Below are 25,963 nucleotides of genomic sequence, written 5' to 3'. Positions count from 1 at the left end.
GAGTTTTTTTTTAATTTTGTATTATGATCAAACAAGTGCAATCTACTCGTTTTTTAGTGTTATGCTTACTGGTTGTGGTTGCTGCGGCTACCCGTGCCCTTCCATTACTGCTACCTAATATCTGGAATTTCACTGCGGTTGGCGCACTGGCCATATTTGCGGGTTCACAATTTAACAACAAGAGTCTGGCCTTTATAATACCTCTGGCGGCGATGGCTTTGTCGGATGTATTTATAGGAAATGGTTTTAACCTGGCGGTTTATACAGGCTTTGTAGCCATGGTGGCCTGCGGCGTTTTTATCAGAAATAAGGTAAACCCGGCTAACATAGCATTGGCTTCTATTGCAGGAGCTGTAGTGTTCTTTCTGATCACCAATTTTGCTTTCCTTTACTCATGGTACCCACGTAACGTTCATGGTATTGTTGAGTCGTATATCATGGGATTACCTTTCTTAAGAAATATGCTGATTGCTGATGTTATTTACGGAGTGTTATTGTTTGGAGGTTTTTATTTCCTCGAAAAACGTTTCCCGTCTCTTGCTAGTATTCATGTAAGAGACACAGCAACGAATAACTAAATAAAGACATTATTGCCTCGTTAAAGCCTTTGCAAAGTATTTTTGCAAAGGCTTTTGTTTTTAAGGCGGTTCTTATCAGAAGTTATGTAGGAGCACGTAAAGTTAATTATTTAATTTACGCCGGTCTTACCTGTCCGTTCCCTCTCACAATCCACTTATAACTTGTCAGTTCTTCGAGGCCCATCGGGCCGCGGGCATGAAGCTTTTGGGTGCTGATACCAATCTCTGCGCCAAGGCCAAACTGTGCCCCATCCGTAAATGCAGTCGAACTATTGGCGTAAACCGCTGCAGCATCTACTGAATTCAAAAACCGCTCAATATTTTGTTCATCTTCCGATATAATCGCTTCGCTGTGTTTAGAGCTGTGGCCGGCGATATGATCAAGCGCTTCGTCCAGGCTATCAACTGTCTTGATAGCCATTTTATAATCGAGAAACTCGGTACCAAAATGTTCTTCCCTTGCCTCGCTTAAAAGCTCTTGAGGATAGCTTCCTTTAAGCACTGCATGAGAACGCGCATCCGCAAAAAGCTGCACATTTGATTCAACGAGTGGTGCCACAAGTTGCCTGAGATTAACAAGCTGATTTTGATTAACAAGGAGGCAATCCAGGGAATTACACACACTTACCCTGCGAGTCTTTGAGTTATTGATAATAGCCCTTCCCTTCTCAAGGCTGGCATTAGCATCTACATATGTATGAACTATCCCAGCGCCGGTCTCAATTACAGGAACTTTTGCATTCTGGCGCACAAAGTTGATCAGTTGCTGACTACCCCGTGGAATAATTACATCCACATATTCTATAGCCGTCAACAGGGCCTCGGTAGCTTTCCTGTCCGAAGGCAATAAGGTAGCTGAATTTACATCCACCCCATGTTTTTTCAGCACATCGTGGATCAATGCAATAATAGCCTCGTTTGAATAAGAAGCATCGCTCCCACCCTTCAAAACAGAAGCATTTCCCGTTTTTAAGCATAAAGCAAAAACATCGAAGGTAACATTCGGCCGGGCCTCATAAATAACCCCCACCACGCCCAGAGGTACACTTACTTTTTTAAGGTTTAGCCCGTTTGCGAGTTCCTTTTCAAGCAATAGCCGGCCTAAAGGCGAATCAAGACGGGCGACGTTTTCGATATCTTTTGCAATATCCGAAATACGGCTTTCGCTAAGTTTCAGCCTGTCAAACTTTGGATCTGAAGAATCCATCCTGGCCAGATCTTTTTCATTTTCGGCTATAAGCATGGGAGCATTCGCAACAGCGGCTCTGGCAAGATCAATTAATATAGCGTTAATACGGTCTGCACTTAATATAGCAAGCGCCCTGCTTGCTTTTTGAGTATTTTGAAAGATTGTTGTAAGATCCATCTTAATAGGTGTCAGGATTTAAAAATAAATAATCATAATGAACCAACGCTTTTTGCTTGCTCTGCCCTAAGCGTTCGGCAGCTTTGTCGGAACCATATTCGGCGATGCCCAGGCCCACAAGTTTCTCTTTTTCATCAACGAGCTTAATGATGTCGCCCTTTTGAAATTCTTCAATAATAGCTGTCACCCCTACGGGAAGCAGACTACTTGCTTTTGAAGAGTTGAGCGCTGCTTTGGCCCCTTCATTTATTTTTACAATACCTTTTGCATAATTCTCAGAGTGAGCTATCCAGCGTTTTTTGTTTGAAGCATTCCGGGTTGGAATGAAGCGGGTGTTTACCACTTCTTCTTTCAAAAGCTTGAGCAAAATATTCTCCGTTTTACCATTGGCTATATGTACCGCTATACCTAACTGGGCCACCTTATGCGCCATATGGAACTTAGTCATCATGCCGCCCCGGCCAAACTGAGATTTTTGAGCTGATATAAATGATGAGAATCCAGTTACTGAATCGCCGATTTCCTCTATCACTTTTGATTCCGGATTCTTCGGATCACCGTTATAAATGCCGTTTACATTTGAAAGAATTATCAAAGCATCTGCATTTAACATAGACGCTATCAAACCAGCCAGTTCGTCGTTGTCAGTGAACATTAACTCTGTGACCGAAATAACATCATTTTCGTTTACCACAGGAATAACGTTATGCTGGAATAAGATGCTGAAACAGTTCTTCATGTTCAGGTAATGAAGCCTGTCACGAAAATCTTCTTTGGTAACAAGCACCTGCGCACAAATGAGTCCCTGCTTTTCAAATAAAGCAGAATAGGTATTGATCAGCTTCACCTGCCCTATCGAAGCAAAAAGCTGCCTGGTAGCCACTGCATCAAACTTGTCAGATACACTAAGTACGCTTCTGCCCGAAGCAACAGCCCCTGACGACACCAGGATCACTTCCTTACCCTGCTTTTTTATTGCTGAAATCTGCTCCACCAAATGTGCTATTCGTTCAAGATCCGGCAGGCCGTTTTCCTTTGTTAATACATTGGAACCTATTTTAATTACTATACGATTATACGATAAGGACATAAGACAGGTAAAATTAAACAAAATTGGCTAATGAGAAACTCCAGCCGTGACTTGAAATGTAAAATGGAGGTAATTAAAATCACAAAATTGCTGGCTCCCAGCAGCTATTCACATTAACAGATCGTTGCCTGTTAATATTTCCCTATTTTAGCTTTACAAAATATTATTATGCCTGAATCAGCTTATCAGGCTGCACGCACAGTATCGGCAGCAGTTGCAACGCATTTTCTAAATCATCTCGAGGGTCTTAAAGAGTCAGTAGGCCTTGATCCGGCGCCTCAACCCGATGTGAAGACTATTGAGGCTATCATAGATGCAGGTTTTTGGGCAAGTCTTCTTAAAGAAGAGGGGCATTCGCCCAAAATATCCCTGGCATTCCTTCCTCCTGAGAAAGCTGGCTCTCCACTTATATTCGAACGCCGGCTGCCCCTGAGGTCACGGGTACTTAAAAAAATTGCGCCGGGGGTCGAACGAGCCGGCATTCATATTGGTGTCTGGCAGGAAAATGATGAATTATATTTATGGGGAACAACCCGCTCTGTTCCGCCATTGTGTTTTATTCTCGAGGTTTTTGAGCCGGGCCTTTTAGTAGTAAAGCACCGGCGAAAAGGAGGCTTTGGAAAGTTTGTAAATGTAGCAATCCTTGAAGGTGACCAGGTAAAAATTGTTCTGGAAGAGACTGCAGACATACCTGACTGCCCGGATCTTTTGACTTCCCTTTTGGGCCTCACTTCATCTACTCCATGGACCGATTCGGTGAACGTCCTTGTACAACTGGCAGCCTCGATGCGCGCGCATGGGCGCGGGGGAACATTACTGATCGTCCCACCCGATTCAGACAAATGGCGAGGCTCCATCGTTCATCCCATATCTTATCCGGTGGAGCCGCCCTTTAGCGGCCTCAGCGAGCTGGTTCAGAAGAGCGAACAAGAAAGCGATAAAACTCTATGGCAGAATGCTCTCAACCGGGAAATCGAACATATGGCCGGGCTCACAGCGGTAGACGGGGCCACCATCATGACAAATAAACATGAGCTTCTCGCTTTCGGAGCAAAGATCCAGCGTGCAAAAGGCAGCCAGCAAATAGAGCAGGTTATTACCACAGAACCTATTATTGGAGGTGAAGCCTCTGTAATACATCCCAGTCAGAACGGCGGAACCAGGCATCTTTCAGCCGCCCAGTTCGTGCACGACCAGAGGGATTCTATTGCCCTGGTAGCTTCCCAGGACGGCAAGTTCACCATATTTGCATGGTCGCCATGCGAAGGAATGGTGCATGCGCACAGGGTTGATTCACTATTGTTATAGTTATTTTAAATAGTAGCAAGGTCAACAATCAGCAGAATATTATTGTTATAGAACAATATAGAAAAAATATTATGCTGGAAAATCAACACTTGACCCGCCTTGAAGAACTAGGAGGTAAAGACATCGAAACCATTGAAGCACCACATGATTTGCGAAATTACATGGTAAAAAGCGAAGAGGAAGTTGAAATTGGCAGGGTAACAGATCTCTTATATGACACACAATCGAGAAAGGTTCGTTACCTGGTTATCCGGCTGAACGATCAGGAAGGGCTTGCCTCAAGGGAGATCCTTGCTCCGGTTGGCATGGTCGACTGTTATGAACCTGGAAATTTCCTTATAATATCTGCATTAAATACGAAACTGATCAACTCTCTCCCTGACTATATACCCGGCGAAGTGAATCCGGGAGTGGAGAATATGGTCCGGCTTGCATACGCTGGCCAAACGGAAGATGCGGATTGTTCTGGTCTTACAGGCAATGAAATATTAGCGGAAGGTGAACATTTTTACAGTCACTCTCACTTCACCCTGAATGAGATCTTTGAAAAAAGAGATGCTGAAAGCTTTAAAACTGTGAGCGGAGTTTTTGATGACAGTCTGGAGGCTCAGAATTCGATAAGCGAACTGTTAAGCAACGGCTTCAGTAAAGACACCATCGAAGTTTCTTCCCCTCGTTCAGAGAAAGAAGAACCGGCTATGGAGGTTTCCGGCAGCGGATCTGTTGTTTCGGTAAAGATCAGCACAGAAACGGAAGCACTGCGGGTTTCAGAAATTCTTGATAAGAATGGGAGTGTTTCGGTATATGAGCACTAGAGCGGAGTTTTAAGTAATAAGGGATAAGTTCTAAGCGGAGAAACTGGAGAGTCAAAGTTTAAAGTGCGGCCGCTGTCCTTAGTCTGTAGCCGGGGCTTAGGCGCGCCCAGGGACTAAGGATCAACCGATAAAAGAGAGTCTCCAACTCCTTAGGCGTTTTGTATAGCGCTTTAACGGAGTCCAAGACTCCTTTTTATTTTTGAATTCTTAGAGCTCCTCCGAAACTCCTAAGGACAGACAATGAGAGTGCGTTTAAGCACGCTAAGCTCTAAGCTTCGCCAGGCCACTCTTTATCAGAAGGCTTATAAGCCGGCAGAATTTAACCCTACTTCCTGAACCACCCCTTTGATCTTTTTCTGACCGTCGTTTTCATCTACCCGGATAAAATACTTGAGTTGTTTTTCCTGACCATTTGCCCCGGCGTAAAGAAGGGCAAACTCAAAGGTTGCCTTATCGTTTGAACCCATCAGGCGTTTCCTGTCTTCAGGTTTCAGACTCGCCAGGATCAGGTCCAGGTTAAACGCATCCTTTTCCGGATTAAGGTCCAGCAAATGATAGGCTTCAGGCGATGCATAAGTTTGCTGCGTATCTACATTATGTTCCCAGCCTGCAATCTTAGCAAGTCGGAGGGAGTCTTCCAGTATTTCAACCTTTTTCGACAATAGGAGATTCAGCTCTTTTTCCTTTTCATATAAGGCGCTTATTTCAAGCTGTTGTTTTGTAGTGGCCTGTCTTGACTCATACAGCTCATACAAAGATTTCACCTTTAATAAAAGAATATTTGTGTCAACAGGTTTGGTGATATAATCCCTCGCACCCTGTTTGTATCCCTGAATGATCAGGTTGGTGTCGGTAGAATTTGCTGAAAGGAAAATGATAGCAGTGTCCTTAGCTTTTTTATATCCTTTAATATTTTCGGCTACTTCAAAACCATCAATACCAGGCATCTGTACATCGAGAATCACCAGGATATAAGATCTTGTCAGGATCTTTTTGAGTGCCTCTTCACCTGAAAAGGCCGAATCAACGGCAAAGCCGTGATGTTCGAGAACTTTTTTCAGTGAGAATACATTTTCAGGGATATCATCAACAATTAAAATCATGTTCAGCTTAAGTAATGACCCGAAAATTAAAAAGAATAGAATTTGTCAGCAAGTTTCTCTCAAAGAAATTACGCAAACCTTATTTACTAGCAAAATCCTTACGGGACAACCTCTATTCTTTATTTTACAGTGAAGCGCTGAACAAAACGACCGAGTCGGCCTTCATTGTCAATTCCCTCGATAACGGCGCGATAGGTACCTTTCCCGTCCGAATTATAAAATTCAAAACTTGCATTCCCTATTTCATCAGGTAAAAGCGCCGGGTTCCAGTAAATAGTTGTACGCAGATCTTTAACCTTTGCGGAAGCCGGAACATCATATTTTGGAGAATAGAACTGACGCACTTTGGAGTATCCCTGAGGAGTGAACGTAAGCTTATTTGATTCCGGAAACAATTCCTTTATCTGATCTGCTTTTAAAGCCACTGTTTTCACTTCTCTTTTATTGAACACGACGACACCGTTTGTGTTATTTCTGCGATTTATGCCACTTAAGCCATCCTTGTAAAACACCTCAATAGATTCAATCTCACGAGGGTTAAGTGTAGCAAGGAAACTCACATCCACAGGCATATCCTGAATATAGACCTGTACAGGCGTTCTATCGCCCTGGTTGTATGACCTGGTGAGATACAAATTGTTATCAATATAGGTCAATCCCATAGCCAGCCCGGGTAAACACTGGATCAGGTTATTGCAACCCGACAAGCGCTCTCCCGAAATTTCCTGGTCGGCCATCATACTTAAACCTGAGAGAGCCGGGTAGTCAGCGTGACTTGGCTTCTTCTCGGCTCTCGCTTTAATAACAACTTCCTGTAGGGTACGAAAATCAAAGTACTGACTTTTGCTGTTTTCCAGATACACGCTGAGCGCGCTGTCAATATTCAGCACATCTTCTGCAGCATTTATATTTTCTTTGACAGAAGGGAAAGCGGTGCCGTCTACCATAAACATCATATTTTTGGAGTTGACATTGTTGACAGCGCTTAATGTCACCTTGGACGAATCGTTAAAGGAAATGTTGGTAAAACGGAATTGACCCTCGGCATCAGTTATAGCGCTTGCCGAAAAGCTTTTATCGGGTATGATCAAACGTACATTGCCCTTATACACCGGCATGCCGTTCTTCATTCTCAGCTTCCCAGAGATCTCTATTCCCTGCTCGGGGACGAACGATAATGCAGGATAGCTGCTTGTCATTATTTCTGGGTAAGAGAAAGTACGGTAACCCTGAGTCAGCAGTAAGACATCCAGGTCCTGAAGTTTTTTACTGTTCGTTTTATTGAAGTAGTAGTTAGGCTTTTCGATATAACCTTTAAGATCTGAGTTTAAGAGCAGGCTGGTCAATATGGTTGTCTCAGCATTTTCATCGAAAGGAACTTTTGATTCGTTGACGACAGCTACTGAAAAATTCCCCTGTGATGGAAGGCTTCCGGCTTTGAGGTTAAAGTCCATCTTCACCTTTTGTTTGGCCAGATATGAGGCCTTATCGGTTTTTACAATTCCTGAAAGCTCAGTGGGTTTATGAATGAATATAAGACGCTCGCTTAGTGGCTCCACTGCCGATGACATCAGGGTTAATTGAGTGATTCCTGAAGGGAACTTGTCTTTTTCAATTTTGGCTGTGAACACCTGGTTTTGTAAGCGTGCCTGTGCTGCATAACAAACAATCCCTGAACTTTTACCAATAATGTAAAAGGTCTTTCCCTTAAATTTTTCAAAGAACTTATTGTTAGCTGCAATCCTGATGTTTACAGACCCGGTATCGCTATTGTTTACGATCATGGCTATTCCTTCCTCCCTGACAACCGGAAGGGGAAACACTCCTTTAGAACCATCCGGAAAAACAACATTGGCTTTATAGCTTTTATTCAATTGAGGTACAATGGTTAAAACCCCCATGCCGGCGTGCCCTGAAGCAAAGTCACTTATCGTATTACCTGCATTATCGACAATAGTACCCTTTACATCTATTCCGAGGCCGTTGGCTCTTATCGCTTTGAATGCAAGCTTTGAAGGCAGCCCGTCGATCAGCATCCCTCCTTCAGGGAAAAACTGGACATCCTTCTTCTCGGAAACGGATAGCAGCGGAAAAGTGGTGCTGATGTTCTTCTCACTAGTAAGTTCCATTACTGTTACCAAAGCAGCCTTATCAGGATCACCTTTCGAACGTTCAATATTGAGGTTCAAGACCCCTTTCGCATCAGTTGTGCCTCGTCCTTTACTAACTACATCATATCCGTCCATTAATTTCCAGCTTACCTTTCTATCAATATAGGGACGGCCTTTTGGATCTTTAAACGAAATATTTGTACCCAGTTTAGAAGATTTTGCTGTTGAAGTAAACGAGATGTGTGTTACCAGCTGTTTTTCTATCGCATCTCCTACCACAAGGTTTTTATAGAAAAAATAATCGTCTTTAAAATTGAACATCCAGTTAGTGTAGGCTCTTACACGGTAATTCCCTTGTTTAAATGACAAATGTGCCAGAACCAGACTTCCACTTGCCGAACCGCTATTTACAGGCAGCTTCAACGATTTAACCACTGAATCTTTACCAGCGAGAACATCCACATATATAATCTTACTTAAAGGCGAAGGAAGATGGTTATCTACGGTTAAATAGGCCTTAAACCACACGGTGTCGCCCAGGGCATAATAAGGTTTATCAAAATGCAGGTAGGCTTTTTCAATTGGCCGGTCGGTTGAAAACTTCACCGTTTTTTCAATTATGGCATTCAGACCCACACTATCGCGTTGTGAAAAAGCAGTAAAGGGCAGAACAAAAAACAATATAACAGAAGAAAGCAAAAACCGCATATAACACATAAAAAACAATCGTAGTCCGCTAAATATATTCATAATAGCCATCAAGATGAGCATGAACAGCTAACTTTTAACATCTTTTTACATTCTATCCAAACAGGTTATTGGTAAATTCGAGTTTTATTTTTGACTGGAAGTTCTCGATCGTGCGGAAGATCTCGATCAGCGTAACCCGTTCAATTTTGGTGAGGCTGCTTGGGTCAATATAGTTGTCGGGCTCAGTATTATCATGGATCAGCTGTGCTGCCTGCTTTTTCAGACGGAGGCTCATCAGATAATAATACGACTGCATAAGGGCCATATATTCTACATCCGAAAACACCTCAAGCGCCTTCAGAGCTTTTAAACGTTCACCAGTATTCACCTTAAAAACCCTGTTCTTTAAGGCATACACCCTGACGAGGTCAACTATTGGGGTCATCGTTTTTTTGACATCAAAAACCTCCTGCTTTCCAATGGTTATGGTCTTGATATTCTTAAAGAAGGTTAGTGGCGGCTCGTACTGCAATGCATTTTTAACCATATTGACAAAAAGTTTTTCCATAGGCTTTTGGAGTTCTTCATCAAGGAACTCTTTCAGCTCGCTCATGATCTTTTCCTCCCCATAGATAAACCTGCAATCGAAAAATGTAGAGAACTTGATCACCGTTTCCGGAAGGGATTCCTGCATCCAGCTGAGATAGTTGCGTTTCCAATGCGACAGAGAGTGTGTCCAATTTGGATTGCTGGCCATAAATCCTCCTGTGCAATAACTAAAGCCAATGTAATTAAGGCGGTCGGAAACGATAGTGGCAAAGTTTAAGAAATATTCCCTTACAAGCTCGCGGTGTTCATTGGCCTTATCCTCATAAATGATCGCATTGTCCTGGTCGGTTTTTAAGGTCTGTTCCTTTCTGCCCTCACTTCCCAAAACCATAAATACGAATTTCGCCGGTGGCTGTCCGATCTCTTCGATAACGTTTTCAATCACCTTTACCGCTATGGTATCGGCTACTGTGGTAATGACATCGTTAGCGATCTCCGCATTAACTCCCCTGCCCAAAAGCTGAGTCACAAATTGCGGCACCATCTCCCATTTGGTCTTGAGTTCTTCCGTAGAAAGTGCCAGTTTCACCGACTGAATGAAAACCAGCGGCGACTGAGCCTGCTCGCTCAATAACCTGTTCCGGGTGATAAAACCCTTGAACTTTCCATTATCTTCAATAAGCAGATAACGAGTCTTGGTACGGAACATCATCAGCAAGGCCTCATACATATAGGCCTGACCGCTGATCGATATTATTGGATTATCCATTATCTCAGACACCGGCAGGGAAGCATCCTGCATCCGGGCGACTATCTTATCCCGCAGCGTAATGTCAGTTACATAACCTATGATCTGTTCCTGATGATCCTTAACAAACAAGCAGCTCAGTTTCTTGTCGGCCATAAGCCGGGCAACCTGGTAAACTGGAGTCTCGGGGTAACACGAGATGATTTCGCGTGGTTCTAAACTTTCAATCTTTCGGGAATACAACTGTTCGGAAGCAATATAACTTTCCTCGAATGATGCGGGATTTTTGGCGAAATGAGCAAAGTCTTCATTAAACATCCGCCTGCCAAATTCCCTCGTAAAGTAATGGAAGAACTCTTCATAAGCCTGACAAAGGGCCCTGAAGTCTTTTCTCGGAAGGGAGAACACCAACGTCCCTTTTTTCGCAATCACCGTCCGCAAAGACTTTTTACGGTTTAATAAAACGGAGACACCTCCATAACAATAACCCTCCTGGTGATGTTCGACGAGGCGTTTATTGTGGGCACTATCATAGAAAAAGGATTCATACTCACCCTCAACAATGATGTCCACTCCTTTCATTTTGGTTATTTCCTGCTGGTAAATAAGGATATCCTTATTGTACTTGACTTCAACCAGCAGTTCAGATACGGTATGAAGTACTTTTTCAGGAAGTAAATTAAAGGGTTTTACTTTTTTTAATATGTCGAAGCGTGAATTCATATCCAAAAAGCTGCTATTACTATACAAAGAAATAAAAAAAACGCCCAGGCGGACTTCTTATCACCTGCCAGTTTGATACTAAGATCCGGTTTTTGCTGCGCAACAGCGTCTTCGGTAAGGTCTCCCCTTTTCAACATTTCAAAAAAGCAGTCGGCTGTTGCTTTAGCATCCACAATAGCATTATGCGGATTAAGAAGTGCTGTATTAAACAACGTATCATATAACTGTCCGAGCTTTAAAAAACTCGCTTGCGGATTGCGAACAAATGGGGTACTTGCCAGCATGGTACAGAAGGCAGGAAGATTGAGTTTAGGTATGGGATTTTCTACGTCTGCCCTCAAAAAATCAGCGGCAAGAACATGATAATCGAGCTCTATAAAATGTCCAACGACTAATGGTTTATAGGCATTGAGATCATCTGCTAAAAGCTGCATCACATAAGCCCGGTCTTCCCCTTTCTGATCAAGAAGATCACGGGTAATTCCATGAATTTTTATGGAGCCTTTTGTAATTTTGAAATCATCATTTTTAATATAATGGTCCTCGCGTTTCAGTTCCCTGCCATCCCTGGTATACACAAGCCAGGAAACCTGAACAGCATATGGCCAATTCCCCTCTTTCGAATAAGGCTCATTCCATTTTTTCGGCAAGCCGGAACCCTCTGTATCAATAAACAATAAATATTGGTTCACAAGTCAAATAGTGGTACGCAAGAATATCCTTACATATCCTCAAAGATAGAATTCAGGCAACAGAATATGATATTTTCATTCGGATTATTTACCGGCAACTAGTGACTGAGAAGCTGGGATTCTGAGGTTTTCTTCCCCACAACGTAGAAAATTTTAAAGCATTTCGCGCACTGGTATCTTTTCAGGGATGATCCAAATCCCAATAATCTGAAGATGACCGGCTTCTTAACCCTCTCAAAATCGCGCGATTTGCAGCCAGAACACTGTCTCTTATGAATATCATTGAATCGAATCATAATAAATCATATTGTTTCATACAAGATACGCAAATATGAAACCACTTTGAAAGAAATTTAATAATGAATGAGCCAAACAATTAAAATTGTGTCAGCATGTGAACATCTGTGTACAAAATATTTCAGGAATAAAAAGCCCTTTAAAACACAACGGGACATTATTTGTTAATTTATTAACAATAGCAATTATTTATTTATCATTTTACAATAAAACTTCATATTCGTTGTAAAATAATTTATATATTTAAACAAAATATTCAACCATGAAAATTTTCAATATCGAAATAAACAATCAGCATTATATTGTCGAACAACCAAGTAAGGATTATGACATTTTCTATGTCAACCGGAAAAAAGGCACGTTCTGCATCGCAAAAGATAAAGACAAGAAGTGGATCATTGAAACACAGGTAAATCCTACTTTGGACCTGCCCGTAGAACTGATCGGCCAGTATATTGATGCGCAGCTGTCAGCATAAAATTAGCTAAGAATATTTTCAAGCCGAAGGAATCCCTCTAATCAACTTTTCTGATACGGCTGGTGATGCCCAGGGTAATCGTGTATCAATAGATAATTAAAAAGACTCGTCAGGAATTAGATAATATTCTAATTTTGAACGGGCCTTTTTTTTTAAGGTTTTTAAAAACGTAGCCGAGCAACACGGATCAAGTGGAAAAGTTGGGGCGGCTAAGCGCATTAGTGCCAAACTTTTTAAAACGGTCGTCATGCCGATCCTGAATCAAGTTCAGGATTCGGCAACTCCAGGATTATAAAGGACATGCTTAAGCAAGAGGTCCTGAAACAAGTTCAGGATGACGAAGGAAAGAACATCCCCCAACTTTTCCGCTTGATCCAGCAACACCGCCCACTATTAATACCGATATTTTTACACCATATATGAAGAGAATAATAATTTTAGTTTCGCTTTTCTTTGGAGCTTTAGCAAACCTGAGTGCTCAGAACAAAAACTCGCTTGGTATAATTCCAGCCCCTGCCATCATGAACATTGGTAAAGGAAGCTATAGTATACCTGCAAAATTAGGAGTACAGTATGCAGGGTTCAGCAATGTTGACAACTTCAACAAATTACTAAAAGAAGTGCCGTTTATAGATATAAACCAAAAGCAAGGTTTAAGATTAGTTTTAGATAAGAAAAATGCAGCCAAAGAGGAAGCATACAGTTTAATTGTTGCGAAGGAAGGTGTAACCATTAAGTCATCTTCAGAGCGGGGAACTTTCTACGGCATTCAAACCTTGTTACAGATTGTGAACTCGTCATCAACCCAGATCCCATTCCTCGAAATAACTGATTATCCTAGATTTGCCTACAGAGGTTTACATCTGGACGTTGGTCGCCATATGTTTCCCGTGAGTTTTATTAAGGAATATATTGACATGATGGCCTATTATAAGCTGAATACTTTTCACTGGCATTTGACCGAAGATCAGGGCTGGAGAATAGAGATCAAGAAATACCCTAAGCTAACTTCTATTGGAGGATTCAGAGACCAAACTTTGATAGGTTACTTAAGAGATAAGCCAAAACAATACGACAATGAACGGTACGGTGGTTTTTATACGCAGGAAGAAGTCAAAGAGGTAGTCGCCTATGCAGCTTCAAAATATATTACTGTGGTACCAGAAATTGAAATGCCTGGTCATGCTTTGGCTGCCTTGTCTGCTTATCCGGAATTAGCCTGTGGCAAAAACCCAGGGCCATTTAAAGCTACTTATGAATGGGGTGTTTTCGATGATGTTTTCTGTGCCGGGAAAGAGAATACTTTCAAATTTCTGCAAAATGTTCTGGACGAAGTATTGCCTTTATTTCCCTCAACGTACATACATATTGGGGGAGATGAATGTCCAAAAACCAAATGGAAGACCTGCGAATTCTGCCAAAAAAGGATAAAGAAAGAAAAACTGAAAGACGAACACGAGTTACAATCTTATTTCATTCAAAGAATAGAAAAATATTTAAATAAAAAAGGAAGAAGAATTATCGGATGGGATGAGATCCTGGAAGGCGGATTGGCTCCGGATGCAACTGTAATGAGCTGGAGAGGAACCAAAGGTGGTATTGCAGCAGCAAGGCTGTCCCACGATGTCATTATGACGCCTGGCCCTTATCTCTACTTCGACAAAAGGGAAAGTAAATCTGCTGAAGAGCCATTAACAATTGGCGGTCTTTTGCCTTTATCGAAAGTTTATGCTTATAACCCGGTCCCTGAAGAACTGACGGCTGACGAAAAGAAATATATTATTGGCGTGCAGGCAAATATGTGGACAGAATATATGAAGACCCCGGGCAAAGTAAATTATTTGGTATACCCTCGTATTTTCGCACTATCTGAAATAGCATGGACCCCCCTTGAAAATAAGAAATGGGAAGACTTTTCGGAAAAGAGGGTACCGCTGCATCTCGGTAACCTGGATAAAAATGGAGTGATTTACCGGGTGCCGGAACCCATAGGCGCAAAAGACACTACACTGCTTGGCGAGAGTTTCAACCTGCAGTATACAGTACCGGTAGAGGGAGCTTCTATTTATTACACCATAGATGGAAAGATCCCCAATGACTTTGATCGTGAATATAAGGATGGTATTAAAATACAAGTACCCAAAGGAGAAGAAAGAACCCTGAAAAGCGTGGTTATAACTCCGTCGGGAAGAAGAAGTGTTGTGGTAACAACGATTTTGAAAAACCAATAACCTGTATTCGGATTCGAGGCACACGCGGGCACGCGTGCGCCAGCAGGTTGGGTCATAAAGTTTTTTATGTGGATGAAACCTCTATTACTGTTCCTCCTTGAAGAACACCTTATAATAGTTCATGGTTTTACCATCATCATAACCCTTCTCTATCAGCTCCCGGTCGCCGTGGATATAAATATGAAAGTTTTTATCAAGTTTAAGTACGCTTTTAAAGGTCCTGGCCTGTTTCTTTACAGCAGCATCCGAGATATCGAACGAGTCAGCAATTACAGTATCAAACTCTTCCTCGTAACTCTTTTTATAGTTCTTAAACGATTCGATCCCTTTTTCGTTGCCAATAACCTCATTCGAAAACTCCTCCATATCGAAGGTTTCTTTTTCCTTGAAGTACTTCATTGACCGGTTTAAGAGATCGATCTTATCTGCCTTATTCATTTCAAAATCTTCGTCGAGCTTTTCAGTAACAAAGCTTTTGTAAATACTTAGGGTATTTTGCGTCTGGTTAAAATTATCGTTCCTAACCTTTAGCTTTAAAAATTCATCCTTCCAGTAAACGGCCTCAGCACTGCGATTAGTTTGATCTATAACAGCAACCTTGTATCCTTCCTCTTTTTCAGTATTAAATATTAGACAGCCCTTATCTAACTTCTGAATATTAATTGCTTCTTCTTCGTATTCAAGCTTAAAGCCTGCCTGTTCGGGATACACCTTAAGATACGTTTCTTTCGTCTCAGACTTGAAAATACCGATAGCGTCCATCATCTCACCTTCTATCTGCACATTATTAAAACCTACGATATAAAGTTCGCCCGACTTGATTTTGGGGTGGCCGGATATATTGTATAAGTGTTTCGCCAGCTGCTGGCTGTTTTCATGAAAACTCTGAGCATCCTCAAACATTCGCGAAACGAAGTGAAATACCTCGTTCAGATTGAGATCATCATTTGGATGAAAAAGGCGGAACACTTCATTGACCTTTTCAAATGGATTCAGAAAATACTGCATCAGCAATTTTGCCAGCAGCTCATCTTCGATCTGCAAAGGCTCGTCAGACAAAACATAAAACTCATCCTGTAACTTATTGCCAACCTTGTGTACAGAGATTTGTGCAAGTGAAGCTTCAAAAGAAAATATCATTGTAAAATAAAAGCGCTAAGTACGCTTATTTATTTAAAAGCTACACTAAAAACTTATACACGCGCAATGGACCAGTGCAGGGATGCTTAAATACCGTTTGTTTTGCTGTTATTTTCCGGATTGCTGATTATTCTGCTGCGATATTTTTGATTCCGTCTTTCAGTATTTTCGGCCAGATATTTCGAACGATACGCTTTAAACTCGTCATCAATATTTATAGCTCCGTGCCGGTCGAGTATTTCAGCGGCCCTCTCGGCCTCCGCCATCGACAGATGATCAACTGCAACAACGGAGTAGAACTTTGCTTCTTCAGAATTTAACCAGTTAGATTCCTCCCAACTAAACAAGCGACTAAAGAAACCGCTCATACTGTTATTTTCGTCTCCATGTTCAAAGTCGTTACGATCCCGGTAGGTAATTTCAATATTCTTGTTGTCAAAACCACTTTCCTTGAGGTAAGCTACAGCCGACTGCGCTTCACTGGTATACTCAAATAGTCCAACAACCACCTGTTTCTTAACCTGGCTTTCGGCAGAGGTACTGGCATGCGCATAGCCGGGCATCTGGCTGTAAGTGCCCGAGGTCACAGGTGTGACTGGGGTCTCAGAAGAGGGCGACGCTGCCTGCCTGCTCTTTAGCGTATTTCCCGATGCAAACACAGAAGCAGTAATATCTTCCACATTAGAAGTAATTTTGCCTTTCTCGTATGATGGTAAGGAACTTATTTCGTTTGCGAGCAGCCCAGGGCAAATTACATTTTTATAAACCTCGTCCAGTTCAGTAATATTGAGCGGCAGCAATACCTTTCTTACTTGCAGGTACAACTCGTTGCCATCCATATCTAAGATCAGGTATTTTATTTTCTTTGACTGGGTATCAAGAATAAGATCATTTACTTTTCCAAGAAGCTGACCTTTTTCATTTTTCACAAGCCAGCCCCTGATATCAGACTGGCCCTCGGAAATTTCATAGTCGCTTTTACCTAACTCTTTGAGATGGTTGTTAATGGGATTATTGTCAGACATAGTTTATTTTTTTATGATATCTTACTGAAGTATAATTACATAGCCGGACTTACCGTCCCACCGTAATAATAATTATACAACAAATAAAGTACCACTGCCAGAATAAGAATAATGATTAGCCAAAGCCACCATGAACTTTTACGTTTTCGCTGTACATGAATTTCTGCCATAATATTTCCATAATTGTGCATTTTGATAACAAGCATCGAAGCGCTAAGTTTGCAATTTATGGATATTGGAATAAATGAAAAGATAAAGTACATTTATATAACATTTTGTCCGGTTTTTCGTAATACACTTGGCTCATCTATGAATCGCATTTGTAAATGGTAATGATTAAATGAATTAATTATGTCGAAGGATAAAATAACAGTTTTGTACGTAGATGATGAACACAACAATCTGATGTCTTTCAAGGCAACTTTCAGGTTGAAGTACAATGTTTTGATAGCTCTAAGTGGTGATGAAGCTATGGAGATCCTTAAACAAAAGCATGTAGATGTTATTATTACGGATCAGAGAATGCCAAACATGACTGGTGTTCAATTTTTAGAAAAAGTTCTGGAAACTACTCCAGACCCTATGCGAATTCTTTTAACTGGTTATGCAGATATGGGAGCCGTGGTAGATGCTGTAAATAAGGGAAAGATCTTTCATTATCTTGCTAAGCCCTGGAATGAAGAAGAGCTTACCCAATCTATCGAACGTGCTTACGAGGTTTATAAGGAAAAGAAAGAAATTGTCGAAATGAATAGCAAACTGGCCGTTTCTAACGACCAGCTTGAGTTCCTGGTAAGACAAAGCCTGCTTTCGTAAAGGCTTTGTCAAAAGTCTGCTTGCGTAAAGGCTTTGAAAAAAGCCTTAGCGTTCTAAAAGCGTTATGATCGTTTCGGAAGTGATAGGTTTGTCCAGCAACTTTTTTACCACCTGGTAACTGACGATCTTTTCCATATCAGTTTTGTTCATTGAAGAAGTGAGCGCCACAATCGTGTATCGCTCCTTTACATCTTCGGGAAGATCCTCAAATGCTTCTACAAATGCGAAACCACTCATCATTGGCATTAAAACATCCAGTATAACCACCGTAGGAAGCGTAGCTGCCTCAAGCGAACTGGCCTGTATATACTCTAAAGCATCACTAGCCTGTGTAAAACACCTGACCGTTTCGCACAGGCCGGTATGCACGATCATTTTCTCTGCAATGAAACAATCCAGGGCAGAATCGTCAATAACAATAAAATTGTATTTGCTCATTTATTATTTACTTGGAATTGTAACCTTAAAAATTGTGCCCTCTCCTACTACAGAATTCACCTCAATGTTGCCGTTTAATTTTAGCAGGGCATCTTTTACATTGTACAGGCCAAATCCAGAACCTGCCTCCTGAGATGTAGCGCGGAAGAACAAGTTAAATATTTCTGATCGATATTTATCGTCGATACCGATACCATTATCTTTAACATAGAAAGTGGCGATCCCCTTGTCAACTTCCATTTCTAAGCTGACGGATTTATTCGGGCTATCTTTCCTTTGGTATTTAAAGGCATTCGACAGCAAATTATTCAGCACCAGTTTCACGGAAATTTCATCACTTCTAAACCCTTCGTTCTGATTAACAGTTGCAGAAAAGCTGACGTTTTTAGCATTGGTATACATACTATACATGTCACCGAGATCGGCGGCAATGGTATTCAGGTCGATTTCGGAAATCTTTAGATCGCCCCTTTGTATGTTATAATAATCGTGAACGCTCAAGATAAAGGTATCCAGCTTTTTAACAGAGTTCTCCATTAAAAAAAGCATCTCTTTCATATCTTCGATAGTATCAAGATGTTTCACTACCCTGATAGCTCCAAGTATACCCGATAAGGGACCTCGGATATCGTGGCTTACGCTATATGCAAATTTATCCAGCTCGGTATAGGCTTTCTGTAATTCTGTATTTTTTATTGCAAGCATGGAATTTGCCAGGTAAAATTTATTAGACTCTTCAATGGCAGCGCGAATGTCTTCATTTCCCCATGGTTTTTTGACATATCTGTAAATATTCCCACGATTTATCGCGTCAATAACCGACTCTATATCGGTATATCCAGTCAGTAATATCCGGATAGGATGCGGATGATCCAGACGGATCTCTTCAAAGAACTCTACCCCTGTTTTGTCCGGCATCCGCTGATCACAGAAGATAATTCTGATATCAGGATGCTGTTCAAGTATTTTCTTTGCTTCCGTTGTGTTATTGGCTATGAAAATAGCATAATCTATCCTAAAAGAGGCTTTAAATCCTATCAGGTTATTTTGCTCATCATCGACGTATAATATTTTTATTTTCTCTGGCATGGTGCCTTTCTGGTTGATAGATTCCAATTATATGCCTTAATCTAGACCGCTGCACTAATCCTGTGCAATACGGGCAATTCTATAATAAATTCAGTTCCTTTTCCGGGTTCTGTGTTTATGTGAATGATACCATTATGTTTTTTGATGGTATTATAGGCAATCGACATTCCTAATCCGGTTCCCTCACCGACCTCTTTGGTAGTAAAAAAAGGTTCAAATATCTTTTTAGTCGTATTGTCGTCCATACCGACACCATTGTCAGAAATCGAGATGAACACGTTGTCTTCTTCTTTCCGCGTCGATATTTTCAGTTCTCCACCGCCTGCTCCATTATGCTTTTTACCGATCGCATGTATAGCATTTGAAATTATATTCAGGAATACCTGGTTTAATTTACCAGGATAGCACTCCACGAGCGGTAATTCATCCAGATCTTTCACTACTTTAATGTTATCTTGCAGCAAATTGTTTGCAATCACCATGGTTGACTCAAGACAATCATTGATGTCGGCAAGTTTGAGATCGTCCTCATCCAGGCGGGAGAACACACGCAGACCTTTGACGATCTCGGCAGTCCGGCCAGCCCCTTCCCTGATACCCTTAAGTAAGTGAGAAATTTCGATCTTCAGGTAATCCAGGTCGATCTCCTCTTTATATTCTTCAATTTTCTTTTGTTTATCGGCTACCGGTGCATCCGACATTCCTGTTTCCTCAATAGCTTCCAGTGCGTCAAATAGTATATCAACATCCCGCTGAAGAGGATTTACATTCGAGGTCACAAAGTTTATCGGGTTATTGATCTCGTGAGCAATACCGGCGGTAAGCTGACCCAGCGAAGCCATCTTCTCAGACTCTACCAGTTGCGTCTGCGCCTGCTTCAAATCGTCGAGCGTTTTATAAAGTTCAGTATTCGCTTCTTTTAATTCAAACGTCCTTTCACTCACTTTGGCTTCCAAAACCACATTCTGTTCACGGATGATCCGCTCGTTTTCAGTTGCTATCCGGAGAGCTTCGGCCTGAGAAGCTTCTTTTTCTTTCTTAAGTACGTTGATTTTGTCTGCAAGTCCGAAAGACAGAAGCGCCATCTCAATGGCAGAAGCTCCCTGCATGGTGTAACTCGTGTAATTATTGAACGGCAGGATCCCATAATCTTTCAGCGCAAAAATGATGGCGCCAATAAAAAAGATTGACCAGGAAACAAAAACAAACTTAGCAGGGCCGTACCCATCTCGCATTACAATTGCCGAAACGGCAATAATAGCTATGGAGAAAGCCGTGGTTGATACCTGCATTACCTGGAATCCAGCCTGGATCTCTCCAATCAGGGTGAGTCCTATTGCTATAAACAAAAAGACGATAATGGCCGAAAGAACTTTATCAGACTTCGGTGCTTTTTGTGCAGTTAACACAAAACTCTTAGTGAACATCAAAGCAGCTATGCCCCCAACACTGGCAAATATGACAATGCTTTTTTGTTCGAAATCCGGATAGTTTCCGAAAAGAAACTGAAACGTAAATCCTTTGATTCCCAGCTGCGTAAGGCCAACCGAAGCTACGTAAATTACATAATAAATATAACTCTTGTCTTTAACAGAGAAATAAACAAAGAGGTTATACAAGAACATGATAAGCACCGCTCCCCAGTAAATTCCTGAAAGAAGGTTTTCTGTTGTCAGGGTCTGCCAGAGGGTATCCGGCTTGTTCACTGATATGGGAATGATCAGTTGTTCGGCGCCTTTGATCCTCAAATAATACGTCTTACTACTATTTTGAGGCACATTGATGTCAAAAATATAGTCAGGATGTTTGTATTTCCTGGTATTGAATTTCTTAACCTCACCCAATAATATGCTTGAATAAGTATTGCCAGTATCAGGCACAAACAGCTCCACTTCATCCAGCATGGGATATGCCACATCCAGCAGAAGCCGCTGGCTGCTGGTTTTATTCGTTATCGTGAACTTCAGCCACGTACTTACAGGTGAGATTCCCAAATTTGGCACCTCCGAGTTATTAGGTTTAAATGCGTTAGAATTCAGCACCTGCCCGAAAGTCAGTTCCTTATCAGCCTGCAAAACCGAAAGCTGCTTACCCACCATAATCCTGTCTGTAGAATCGGTGATAAAAATATCGGCCTTTACGTTCAAACTGAACAATAACAGTAAAATACCAAAGCCTAAGGAAAATAACGATTTAATCATTTTGATACTATTTGATACAGGAGGCTACAACGAGGTTTATTGAGCAAGAAAAGTAAGATCTATCGTTGGAAGACTGCATTGCATGGTAAAAGTCATTACGCTCTGCCTCTGTAATATATCCGAGTTCAGCCGCCTCTTTAACGATCCGGTCAATCCAGAAATATTCATTGGCCTCTTCAAGGCTATTTACTACAAATGGATGAATTTCAAACTGGATGTTCCTGAAATTAAGGGTCTGCAGATAGGTCGTTAATTTGCGCGCTGCAAAACCGTTTTTCACCTTAACATCGGTAAGATAGGCATTGATCTTTTTGCCCGTATCCACAAACTCAGTATAAAAAGACAGGCTATGCCAGTCTGTTTCAATAATTGCAAGCGGAGCTCCATCAGCCAGTATGCGGTGGATATCTGCAAACACTTTCTCGGGATTGTGAAGATGCTGAATCAGTCGTTCGCTCCTTAAACCAGCAATTGCTCCGTTTTGGAATGGCAAAGGAAAAGCTTCAGATAAGATAAATTCTGTGTTGGTAGCGGCAGCCTGTGATTGAGCACGACCTTGCTCAAGCATTACAGGATCATGATCAACACCGATCACTTTCACCTGTTCCCCTAGCATTTTTGACAACTCGATCACATCGTTACCTGCCCCGCATCCCAGGTCAACAATAGAACCACTGTCTATATCCTGAAAAAAAGTATAAGAATGGTCTTTTAGGCTTTTCAGCAACCTAACCGTGTTTTGCAAATAAGTAATATCGTAATGTTTATCAGCCATAAGTAATTGTATCTGTTTGTATTTAAAGGAAATTTATATTTTCCTGGTCAATTTTATATTTAAGGTAATTCGTTTTTGCAGACTCAATAGTATCATTCAAACTCCACTCACTCAGATGCGGAATACCTGTCTGATAATGTATTGTAATTTCTTTTTTTCGAAGTTCTTCAACCCGGATCACATCAGGAAGTTCCCTTATTTTAAGAATAGCCTCTTTGTCTTCCTCATGTGCCTTACTTAGCACAGGTACATCTCTTAATAACATGGTGGTGGCAACCAGGTCTAGTTTCGGATAATAAAATGTTCCCTGGTTTCCGATACTGGTTTCATGATCCATACCACAACTCTCCACCGGCTTAATGGTGTAAGGGGCGCATAATGCAAAAAGAGTACTTAAACCGATCTGGTGTGAGATTGCAACTGCCGCCCTGATCAAAAAAATACTGCCGATTCCATAACCCGCAATCTCTCTTGAATTCCACAAACCACACAGCTCACCGGTTCCATGCATGGCATGTTTATATACCAGGTCAAAAATAGCAGGATCCAATGCCCCGGTCGCCTCTTCAATAGGCAAAGGCTGACTCCCCCCCGCTACATGTACACGTGCGCCTCCATAAACTTTTTTGCCATCCAGCGATTCCACGATAAGAACAAAGGCCGCCGGATTCGTAGTCCACTCATTTTTCGATGAAGTTACCTTTGTTATCCCTATACTGGTTAATACATGGGCATGCCCTTCTAAGAACAATCTGCAAGCTTCAGGATCGTCAATCGCCCTGAACACCCGTAATCTCACTTCGGGCTTTTCCTTACTTAAACCAGTTTCCATTAATATCTTTGCGTTTTAATTATAAATCAAATTATCAAATTTGTCGACAAACCCCTCATCTCCGGGCATAAAATTTTCGCAAGACCCTCAAAAAAGTCCTTGTACGCAAGCATCTCAAAAAGGTTAGGAATAAACGCCCTTACGGGGGCACTCGACGGTGATAAATATATAAAATAATGAAACTTAAAAGAGAAAAATATATTTTAGCCTGCAAATTCGTAAAACATGCAAGACAATATAGGAATCGGCTCGCGGGTTAAACATGATACTTATGGCAAGGGAGTTGTTATTAATGTACGCTCTAATGCTTTGCTGGTAACCTTTATTGAAAGTGGATACAAGGAGCTTCCAATAACAGAGCCTTTGGAAGTTCTGGATGACATGGCGCCTGATACAGATATGGTTAGTGCCTGGGAAGTGGAACAGACCCTTAAAAAATTATTGCAACGATGGTCTGATGTTTCTGAAGTGGTACCCTTAGGTGATAAATGGAAGAATGGAAAGATGATTCTTCAACCAGGCAGCACCGGCCTAGCAATAAAAGAAATTCCGATCGATCAGTTTTTTAATAAAATTGTAATGGTGCGCGACAGGTTAAGGGTGCTTGAACAAAGAGTGAACAGCAGTAATATTGATAATGAGGAGAAAATTAACCTTCAGCAGTATATAACGCGTATTTACGGTAGTTTAACAACGTTCAACGTGTTGTTTAAATATAAAGAAGATCAGTTTGTGGGTGAAAAAGGATCGTAATAAAACTTCTGACAGGCTTACACCAGAATAAACCTGTCAGAAGTTCATCACTTATACTGTTGGGTTTGGATCAGCAGAGCCTGTACTTTGAACCTTGCTTTTTACAGCATCAACTGCCTGATCTTTCAAATCCGCCAGTTTATCCATTCCCTGCCTTGCTTTTTCTTTTAAATTAGCTCCTGCTCCTCCTAAACCGTCAACAATAGTGCTCCTTGTTTCAGTTCCGCTTGCAGGAGCCAGAAGAATACCCAGTATAGCGCCTGCTGCTAAGCCAATAGCTGCCGCGGCAATAATTTTTCCATTGCCATTACTAGCATGTTCGCTGGTTACATCTTTAAACAATGATTCAGCATCCTGAATTAAATCTTTATAGTTCTTCATTTGAATGTGTTTAAATTCGTCGTTAAAAGTGTAACACTTATATTTCAGAATAGTTCTTCTCAGGTTGAGGATTTATTAATTGCAACAAAACTTTTTCTAAGGCATCGTAGGGTCTGAAGCCAGTGATCATCAATCCCCTTCCCGATTTATTGAAAATTAAGGTGGGAAATCGTCCGATCTTATGTATCTTCACCTGATTCAGGTCGTTCCTGAAAGCATCCCTGGCTTCCTGGCAATTGTATTGGCGTTTAAACAGGGATGCATCAAAATCTGGATAAAGCTCTGAAAGTTGTTCGGCCACTTCAGCAAGCACCTCCGGGCGCGCGATATTTCTTCCCTCTGCCATCACAGCTTTTCTAATCAGGTACAAGTATCTTTCAGCAGCAGCTGCAGACTGAAGTCCTGCAGTTTTCACTGCAATACAAGCGGGATACGACGATGAGGGCGGATCGTCGATCCAAATATTATCGTTTACCTCACAGCTTGTAAGCTGTTGGATTTCATACCAAAGAGGACCCATCTGCAGGGGACGACTTATTGCATTCATGGGATCGCTGAAAGTTTTCCAGTCAGGAATTAGCCCTCCCATGCAGTAAGTCCGGTCAAAAAATTCAGAGTATTCTTTTATCAAGCGCTGCCACTGTTCCTCAAAAGCCCAGCTCCAGCAGCAAAGCGGATCGGTGTAATAAACTACTTGTACCCGATCCGCATCATTAACTAAGTCCACCGGTTTACTTCTTTTTAACAACTTTAACCGTGTCGGCATATGCACTCCACTGTATATCAGTTTCGGGAGTTGCACTTTTTACTTCTGTGCTGCGCTCCTTACCCAGAGCCTGGTTTGTTTTTGAAACCGATTTTTCGGTACGGTCGGTACCTTCCGGCTTCAGGTCGATCAAACCGTTAGTTTCCTTCACTTGCTGCAAGGGATCTGCCTCATACTGCCAGGCTTCGCCTAATTGAGTGCTGGTTCCATCATTCCATGGACCGCGAGCCTCAGCACCAAAAGACATATTGTAATATCTGTTACTATACCTCGGGTCGCTTTGCAGGATTCCGGGAGGAAAGTTTGGCTGAATGGTGTTTAAGGCAGCTTCAAACTGTTGATAGTGTGCTACCTCGCGAGTCATAAGGAAACGAAGAGTTTCTTTAACATACGGATCGTCGGTGAATTTTAAAAGATATTCATAAACGATCTTAGCCCTCGATTCAGCTGCTATATTTGAACGGAGATCAACTGTAAGATCACCATTTGCATTCACGTAGGCTGCTGTCCAGGGCACGCCGTTGCTGTCAGTCAGCATTGGTCCTCCGCCAGAAAGCACCCCAAATTGCGGGTTCACCATTGCTTCATGGATGAATCCTTCTTTAGCCGTAGTTCCGTTGAGCATCTGCATGATCTCTTCACTATCAGCTGCGTCTTTAAGCTCGCCGTTAACGCCACTTAAAAGCATCTGAATAGTTGCTCCAACTATTTCAAGATGGCTAAATTCTTCCGTAGCAATATCCATCAGCAGATCATATTTATCCGGATATGGATTTTTACAGCCGAAGGCCTGTACAAAGTACTGCATAGCGGCTTTCAACTCGCCGTTGCCCCCTCCAAATTGCTCTAAAAGCAGCCGGGCAAAACGAGGATCTGGTTTTGACACCCGGGCGTTAAATTGTAGTTCTTTTACGTGGTAAAACATGTTCTTTAATTAGGTAGATGAAAGAAAAAATATTTACCGGCAT

General features: G+C 41.7%; 24 protein-coding genes. 7 read left to right on the top strand and 17 right to left on the bottom strand.

The features are described 5' to 3' along the window. Positions 1–23 precede the first annotated feature (23 nt). Positions 24–578 (top strand): DUF6580 family putative transport protein, encoded by a 555-nt coding sequence (locus J3P37_RS05300; protein WP_256009991.1) that lies wholly within the window; start codon positions 24–26, stop codon positions 576–578. A 115-nt stretch (positions 579–693) separates the two neighbouring features. Here the strand turns inward: J3P37_RS05300 and J3P37_RS05295 are convergent, their stop codons facing one another. Both J3P37_RS05295 and proB read right to left on the bottom strand, forming a co-directional pair. Continuing rightward, a complete protein-coding gene (locus tag J3P37_RS05295) occupies positions 694–1,944 on the bottom strand; it encodes a glutamate-5-semialdehyde dehydrogenase (protein WP_256009989.1) in 1,251 nt (416 codons plus the stop codon). A 1-nt stretch (position 1,945) separates the two neighbouring features. Continuing rightward, positions 1,946–3,034, bottom strand: a complete 1,089-nt coding sequence (gene proB / locus J3P37_RS05290; protein WP_256009988.1) for a glutamate 5-kinase — start codon at positions 3,032–3,034, stop codon at positions 1,946–1,948. Positions 3,035–3,202: 168 nt separating this feature from the next. Between proB and J3P37_RS05285 the strand changes: the two genes are divergently transcribed. Together J3P37_RS05285 and J3P37_RS05280 are read left to right on the top strand one after the other, a co-directional pair. Further along, positions 3,203–4,342 carry a putative sensor domain DACNV-containing protein gene (locus J3P37_RS05285; protein WP_305121123.1) on the top strand — a complete coding sequence of 380 codons (1,140 nt, stop codon included), beginning with the start codon at positions 3,203–3,205 and terminating at the stop codon, positions 4,340–4,342. A 71-nt stretch (positions 4,343–4,413) separates the two neighbouring features. Continuing rightward, positions 4,414–5,157, top strand: coding sequence for a PRC-barrel domain-containing protein (locus tag J3P37_RS05280; protein ID WP_256009987.1), 744 nt, complete (start codon positions 4,414–4,416; stop codon positions 5,155–5,157). 302 nt (positions 5,158–5,459) lie between these two features. Here the strand turns inward: J3P37_RS05280 and J3P37_RS23055 are convergent, their stop codons facing one another. From J3P37_RS23055 to J3P37_RS05260, 4 genes are all read right to left on the bottom strand, one after another. Continuing rightward, positions 5,460–6,260, bottom strand: coding sequence for a response regulator (locus J3P37_RS23055; protein ID WP_369414053.1), 801 nt, complete (start codon positions 6,258–6,260; stop codon positions 5,460–5,462). 119 nt (positions 6,261–6,379) lie between these two features. Beyond that, positions 6,380–9,121, bottom strand: coding sequence for a carboxypeptidase-like regulatory domain-containing protein (locus J3P37_RS05270; protein ID WP_256009986.1), 2,742 nt, complete (start codon positions 9,119–9,121; stop codon positions 6,380–6,382). 52 nt (positions 9,122–9,173) lie between these two features. Continuing rightward, positions 9,174–11,081, bottom strand: coding sequence for a DUF294 nucleotidyltransferase-like domain-containing protein (locus J3P37_RS05265; RefSeq protein WP_256009985.1), 1,908 nt, complete (start codon positions 11,079–11,081; stop codon positions 9,174–9,176). Further along, complete coding sequence (locus J3P37_RS05260) at positions 11,078–11,773, bottom strand: 3'-5' exonuclease (RefSeq protein ID WP_256009984.1); 696 nt, start codon at positions 11,771–11,773, stop codon at positions 11,078–11,080. Before J3P37_RS05260 ends, J3P37_RS05265 begins: the two co-directional genes overlap by 4 nt. 559 nt (positions 11,774–12,332) lie before the next feature. Here J3P37_RS05260 and J3P37_RS05255 point away from each other — a divergent pair. Continuing rightward, a complete protein-coding gene (locus J3P37_RS05255; RefSeq protein ID WP_256009982.1) occupies positions 12,333–12,548 on the top strand; it encodes a hypothetical protein in 216 nt (71 codons plus the stop codon). 419 nt (positions 12,549–12,967) lie between these two features. Beyond that, positions 12,968–14,779, top strand: a complete 1,812-nt coding sequence (locus J3P37_RS05250; protein WP_256009979.1) for a beta-N-acetylhexosaminidase — start codon at positions 12,968–12,970, stop codon at positions 14,777–14,779. 84 nt (positions 14,780–14,863) lie between these two features. Here the strand turns inward: J3P37_RS05250 and J3P37_RS05245 are convergent, their stop codons facing one another. The 3 genes from J3P37_RS05245 to J3P37_RS05235 all read right to left on the bottom strand — a co-directional run bounded on the left by J3P37_RS05245 (position 14,864) and on the right by J3P37_RS05235 (position 17,207). Then, the gene (locus J3P37_RS05245) at positions 14,864–15,919 is read right to left on the bottom strand and encodes a nucleoid-associated protein (protein ID WP_256009977.1); all 1,056 of its coding nucleotides are present in this window, start codon (positions 15,917–15,919) and stop codon (positions 14,864–14,866) included. Positions 15,920–16,005: 86 nt separating this feature from the next. Beyond that, complete coding sequence (locus J3P37_RS05240; protein ID WP_256009976.1) at positions 16,006–16,944, bottom strand: PRC-barrel domain-containing protein; 939 nt, start codon at positions 16,942–16,944, stop codon at positions 16,006–16,008. Between the two features lie 35 nt (positions 16,945–16,979). Further along, positions 16,980–17,207 carry a hypothetical protein gene (locus J3P37_RS05235; RefSeq protein ID WP_256009975.1) on the bottom strand — a complete coding sequence of 76 codons (228 nt, stop codon included), beginning with the start codon at positions 17,205–17,207 and terminating at the stop codon, positions 16,980–16,982. Between the two features lie 88 nt (positions 17,208–17,295). On the opposite strand from J3P37_RS05235, the gene J3P37_RS05230 reads away from it, so the two are divergent. Further along, entirely contained in the window at positions 17,296–17,760 is a 465-nt protein-coding gene (locus J3P37_RS05230) for a response regulator (RefSeq protein ID WP_256009974.1), read from the top strand. Positions 17,761–17,805: 45 nt separating this feature from the next. On the opposite strand, the gene J3P37_RS05225 is transcribed toward J3P37_RS05230, so the two are convergent. Genes J3P37_RS05225 through J3P37_RS05205 form a run of 5 tightly spaced genes read right to left on the bottom strand, consistent with a single transcriptional unit; the run spans position 17,806 to position 23,095 of the window. Next, a complete protein-coding gene (locus tag J3P37_RS05225) occupies positions 17,806–18,198 on the bottom strand; it encodes a response regulator (protein WP_256009973.1) in 393 nt (130 codons plus the stop codon). Positions 18,199–18,201: 3 nt separating this feature from the next. Continuing rightward, on the bottom strand, positions 18,202–19,287 hold the full coding sequence (locus J3P37_RS05220) for a hybrid sensor histidine kinase/response regulator (RefSeq protein WP_256009972.1): 1,086 nt from the start codon (positions 19,285–19,287) through the stop codon (positions 18,202–18,204). Positions 19,288–19,328: 41 nt separating this feature from the next. Further along, positions 19,329–21,488, bottom strand: a complete 2,160-nt coding sequence (locus J3P37_RS05215; protein WP_256009971.1) for a sensor histidine kinase — start codon at positions 21,486–21,488, stop codon at positions 19,329–19,331. A 7-nt stretch (positions 21,489–21,495) separates the two neighbouring features. Beyond that, the gene (locus J3P37_RS05210) at positions 21,496–22,263 is read right to left on the bottom strand and encodes a methyltransferase domain-containing protein (RefSeq protein ID WP_256009970.1); all 768 of its coding nucleotides are present in this window, start codon (positions 22,261–22,263) and stop codon (positions 21,496–21,498) included. A gap of 22 nt (positions 22,264–22,285) precedes the next feature. Continuing rightward, complete coding sequence (locus tag J3P37_RS05205; RefSeq protein WP_256009969.1) at positions 22,286–23,095, bottom strand: hypothetical protein; 810 nt, start codon at positions 23,093–23,095, stop codon at positions 22,286–22,288. Between the two features lie 225 nt (positions 23,096–23,320). Here J3P37_RS05205 and J3P37_RS05200 point away from each other — a divergent pair, with 225 nt between their 5' ends. After that, positions 23,321–23,848, top strand: coding sequence for a DUF8685 domain-containing protein (locus J3P37_RS05200; RefSeq protein WP_256009968.1), 528 nt, complete (start codon positions 23,321–23,323; stop codon positions 23,846–23,848). Positions 23,849–23,899: 51 nt separating this feature from the next. On the opposite strand, the gene J3P37_RS05195 is transcribed toward J3P37_RS05200, so the two are convergent. Genes J3P37_RS05195 through J3P37_RS05185 form a run of 3 tightly spaced genes read right to left on the bottom strand, consistent with a single transcriptional unit; the run spans position 23,900 to position 25,920 of the window. After that, a complete protein-coding gene (locus tag J3P37_RS05195) occupies positions 23,900–24,229 on the bottom strand; it encodes a YtxH domain-containing protein (RefSeq protein ID WP_256009967.1) in 330 nt (109 codons plus the stop codon). 37 nt (positions 24,230–24,266) lie between these two features. Beyond that, complete coding sequence (locus J3P37_RS05190; RefSeq protein ID WP_256009966.1) at positions 24,267–24,956, bottom strand: DsbA family protein; 690 nt, start codon at positions 24,954–24,956, stop codon at positions 24,267–24,269. A gap of 4 nt (positions 24,957–24,960) precedes the next feature. Next, positions 24,961–25,920: a manganese catalase family protein gene (locus tag J3P37_RS05185; protein ID WP_256009965.1), complete on the bottom strand. Its 960-nt coding sequence runs from the start codon at positions 25,918–25,920 to the stop codon at positions 24,961–24,963. Between the last annotated feature and the right edge of the window lie 43 nt (positions 25,921–25,963).

It is taken from the genome of Desertivirga xinjiangensis (genome assembly GCF_024436435.1).
In the GTDB taxonomy this organism is placed as follows: Bacteria; Bacteroidota; Bacteroidia; order Sphingobacteriales; family Sphingobacteriaceae; genus Desertivirga; species Desertivirga xinjiangensis.
The sequence above is the reverse complement of the archived record's forward strand: the minus strand, read 5'-3'. Positions and strand labels throughout refer to the sequence as shown.

What these genes read in the sequence shown, in the direction of transcription:
- J3P37_RS05255 (WP_256009982.1), top strand. Translation starts at nt 12,333, where the DNA reads ATGAAAATTTTCAATATCGAAATAAACAATCAGCATTATATTGTCGAA.
- J3P37_RS05230 (WP_256009974.1), top strand. Translation starts at nt 17,296, where the DNA reads ATGTCGAAGGATAAAATAACAGTTTTGTACGTAGATGATGAACACAAC.
- J3P37_RS05280 (WP_256009987.1), top strand. Translation starts at nt 4,414, where the DNA reads ATGCTGGAAAATCAACACTTGACCCGCCTTGAAGAACTAGGAGGTAAA.
- J3P37_RS05200 (WP_256009968.1), top strand. Translation starts at nt 23,321, where the DNA reads ATGCAAGACAATATAGGAATCGGCTCGCGGGTTAAACATGATACTTAT.
- proB (WP_256009988.1), bottom strand. Translation starts at nt 3,034, where the DNA reads ATGTCCTTATCGTATAATCGTATAGTAATTAAAATAGGTTCCAATGTA.
- J3P37_RS05215 (WP_256009971.1), bottom strand. Translation starts at nt 21,488, where the DNA reads ATGATTAAATCGTTATTTTCCTTAGGCTTTGGTATTTTACTGTTATTG.
- J3P37_RS05265 (WP_256009985.1), bottom strand. Translation starts at nt 11,081, where the DNA reads ATGAATTCACGCTTCGACATATTAAAAAAAGTAAAACCCTTTAATTTA.
- J3P37_RS05270 (WP_256009986.1), bottom strand. Translation starts at nt 9,121, where the DNA reads ATGAATATATTTAGCGGACTACGATTGTTTTTTATGTGTTATATGCGG.
- J3P37_RS05195 (WP_256009967.1), bottom strand. Translation starts at nt 24,229, where the DNA reads ATGAAGAACTATAAAGATTTAATTCAGGATGCTGAATCATTGTTTAAA.
- J3P37_RS05245 (WP_256009977.1), bottom strand. Translation starts at nt 15,919, where the DNA reads ATGATATTTTCTTTTGAAGCTTCACTTGCACAAATCTCTGTACACAAG.
- J3P37_RS05250 (WP_256009979.1), top strand. Translation starts at nt 12,968, where the DNA reads ATGAAGAGAATAATAATTTTAGTTTCGCTTTTCTTTGGAGCTTTAGCA.
- J3P37_RS05225 (WP_256009973.1), bottom strand. Translation starts at nt 18,198, where the DNA reads ATGAGCAAATACAATTTTATTGTTATTGACGATTCTGCCCTGGATTGT.
- J3P37_RS05185 (WP_256009965.1), bottom strand. Translation starts at nt 25,920, where the DNA reads ATGTTTTACCACGTAAAAGAACTACAATTTAACGCCCGGGTGTCAAAA.
- J3P37_RS23055 (WP_369414053.1), bottom strand. Translation starts at nt 6,260, where the DNA reads ATGATTTTAATTGTTGATGATATCCCTGAAAATGTATTCTCACTGAAA.
- J3P37_RS05235 (WP_256009975.1), bottom strand. Translation starts at nt 17,207, where the DNA reads ATGTACTTTATCTTTTCATTTATTCCAATATCCATAAATTGCAAACTT.
- J3P37_RS05285 (WP_305121123.1), top strand. Translation starts at nt 3,203, where the DNA reads ATGCCTGAATCAGCTTATCAGGCTGCACGCACAGTATCGGCAGCAGTT.
- J3P37_RS05240 (WP_256009976.1), bottom strand. Translation starts at nt 16,944, where the DNA reads ATGTCTGACAATAATCCCATTAACAACCATCTCAAAGAGTTAGGTAAA.
- J3P37_RS05220 (WP_256009972.1), bottom strand. Translation starts at nt 19,287, where the DNA reads ATGCCAGAGAAAATAAAAATATTATACGTCGATGATGAGCAAAATAAC.
- J3P37_RS05295 (WP_256009989.1), bottom strand. Translation starts at nt 1,944, where the DNA reads ATGGATCTTACAACAATCTTTCAAAATACTCAAAAAGCAAGCAGGGCG.
- J3P37_RS05205 (WP_256009969.1), bottom strand. Translation starts at nt 23,095, where the DNA reads ATGGAAACTGGTTTAAGTAAGGAAAAGCCCGAAGTGAGATTACGGGTG.
- J3P37_RS05210 (WP_256009970.1), bottom strand. Translation starts at nt 22,263, where the DNA reads ATGGCTGATAAACATTACGATATTACTTATTTGCAAAACACGGTTAGG.
- J3P37_RS05300 (WP_256009991.1), top strand. Translation starts at nt 24, where the DNA reads ATGATCAAACAAGTGCAATCTACTCGTTTTTTAGTGTTATGCTTACTG.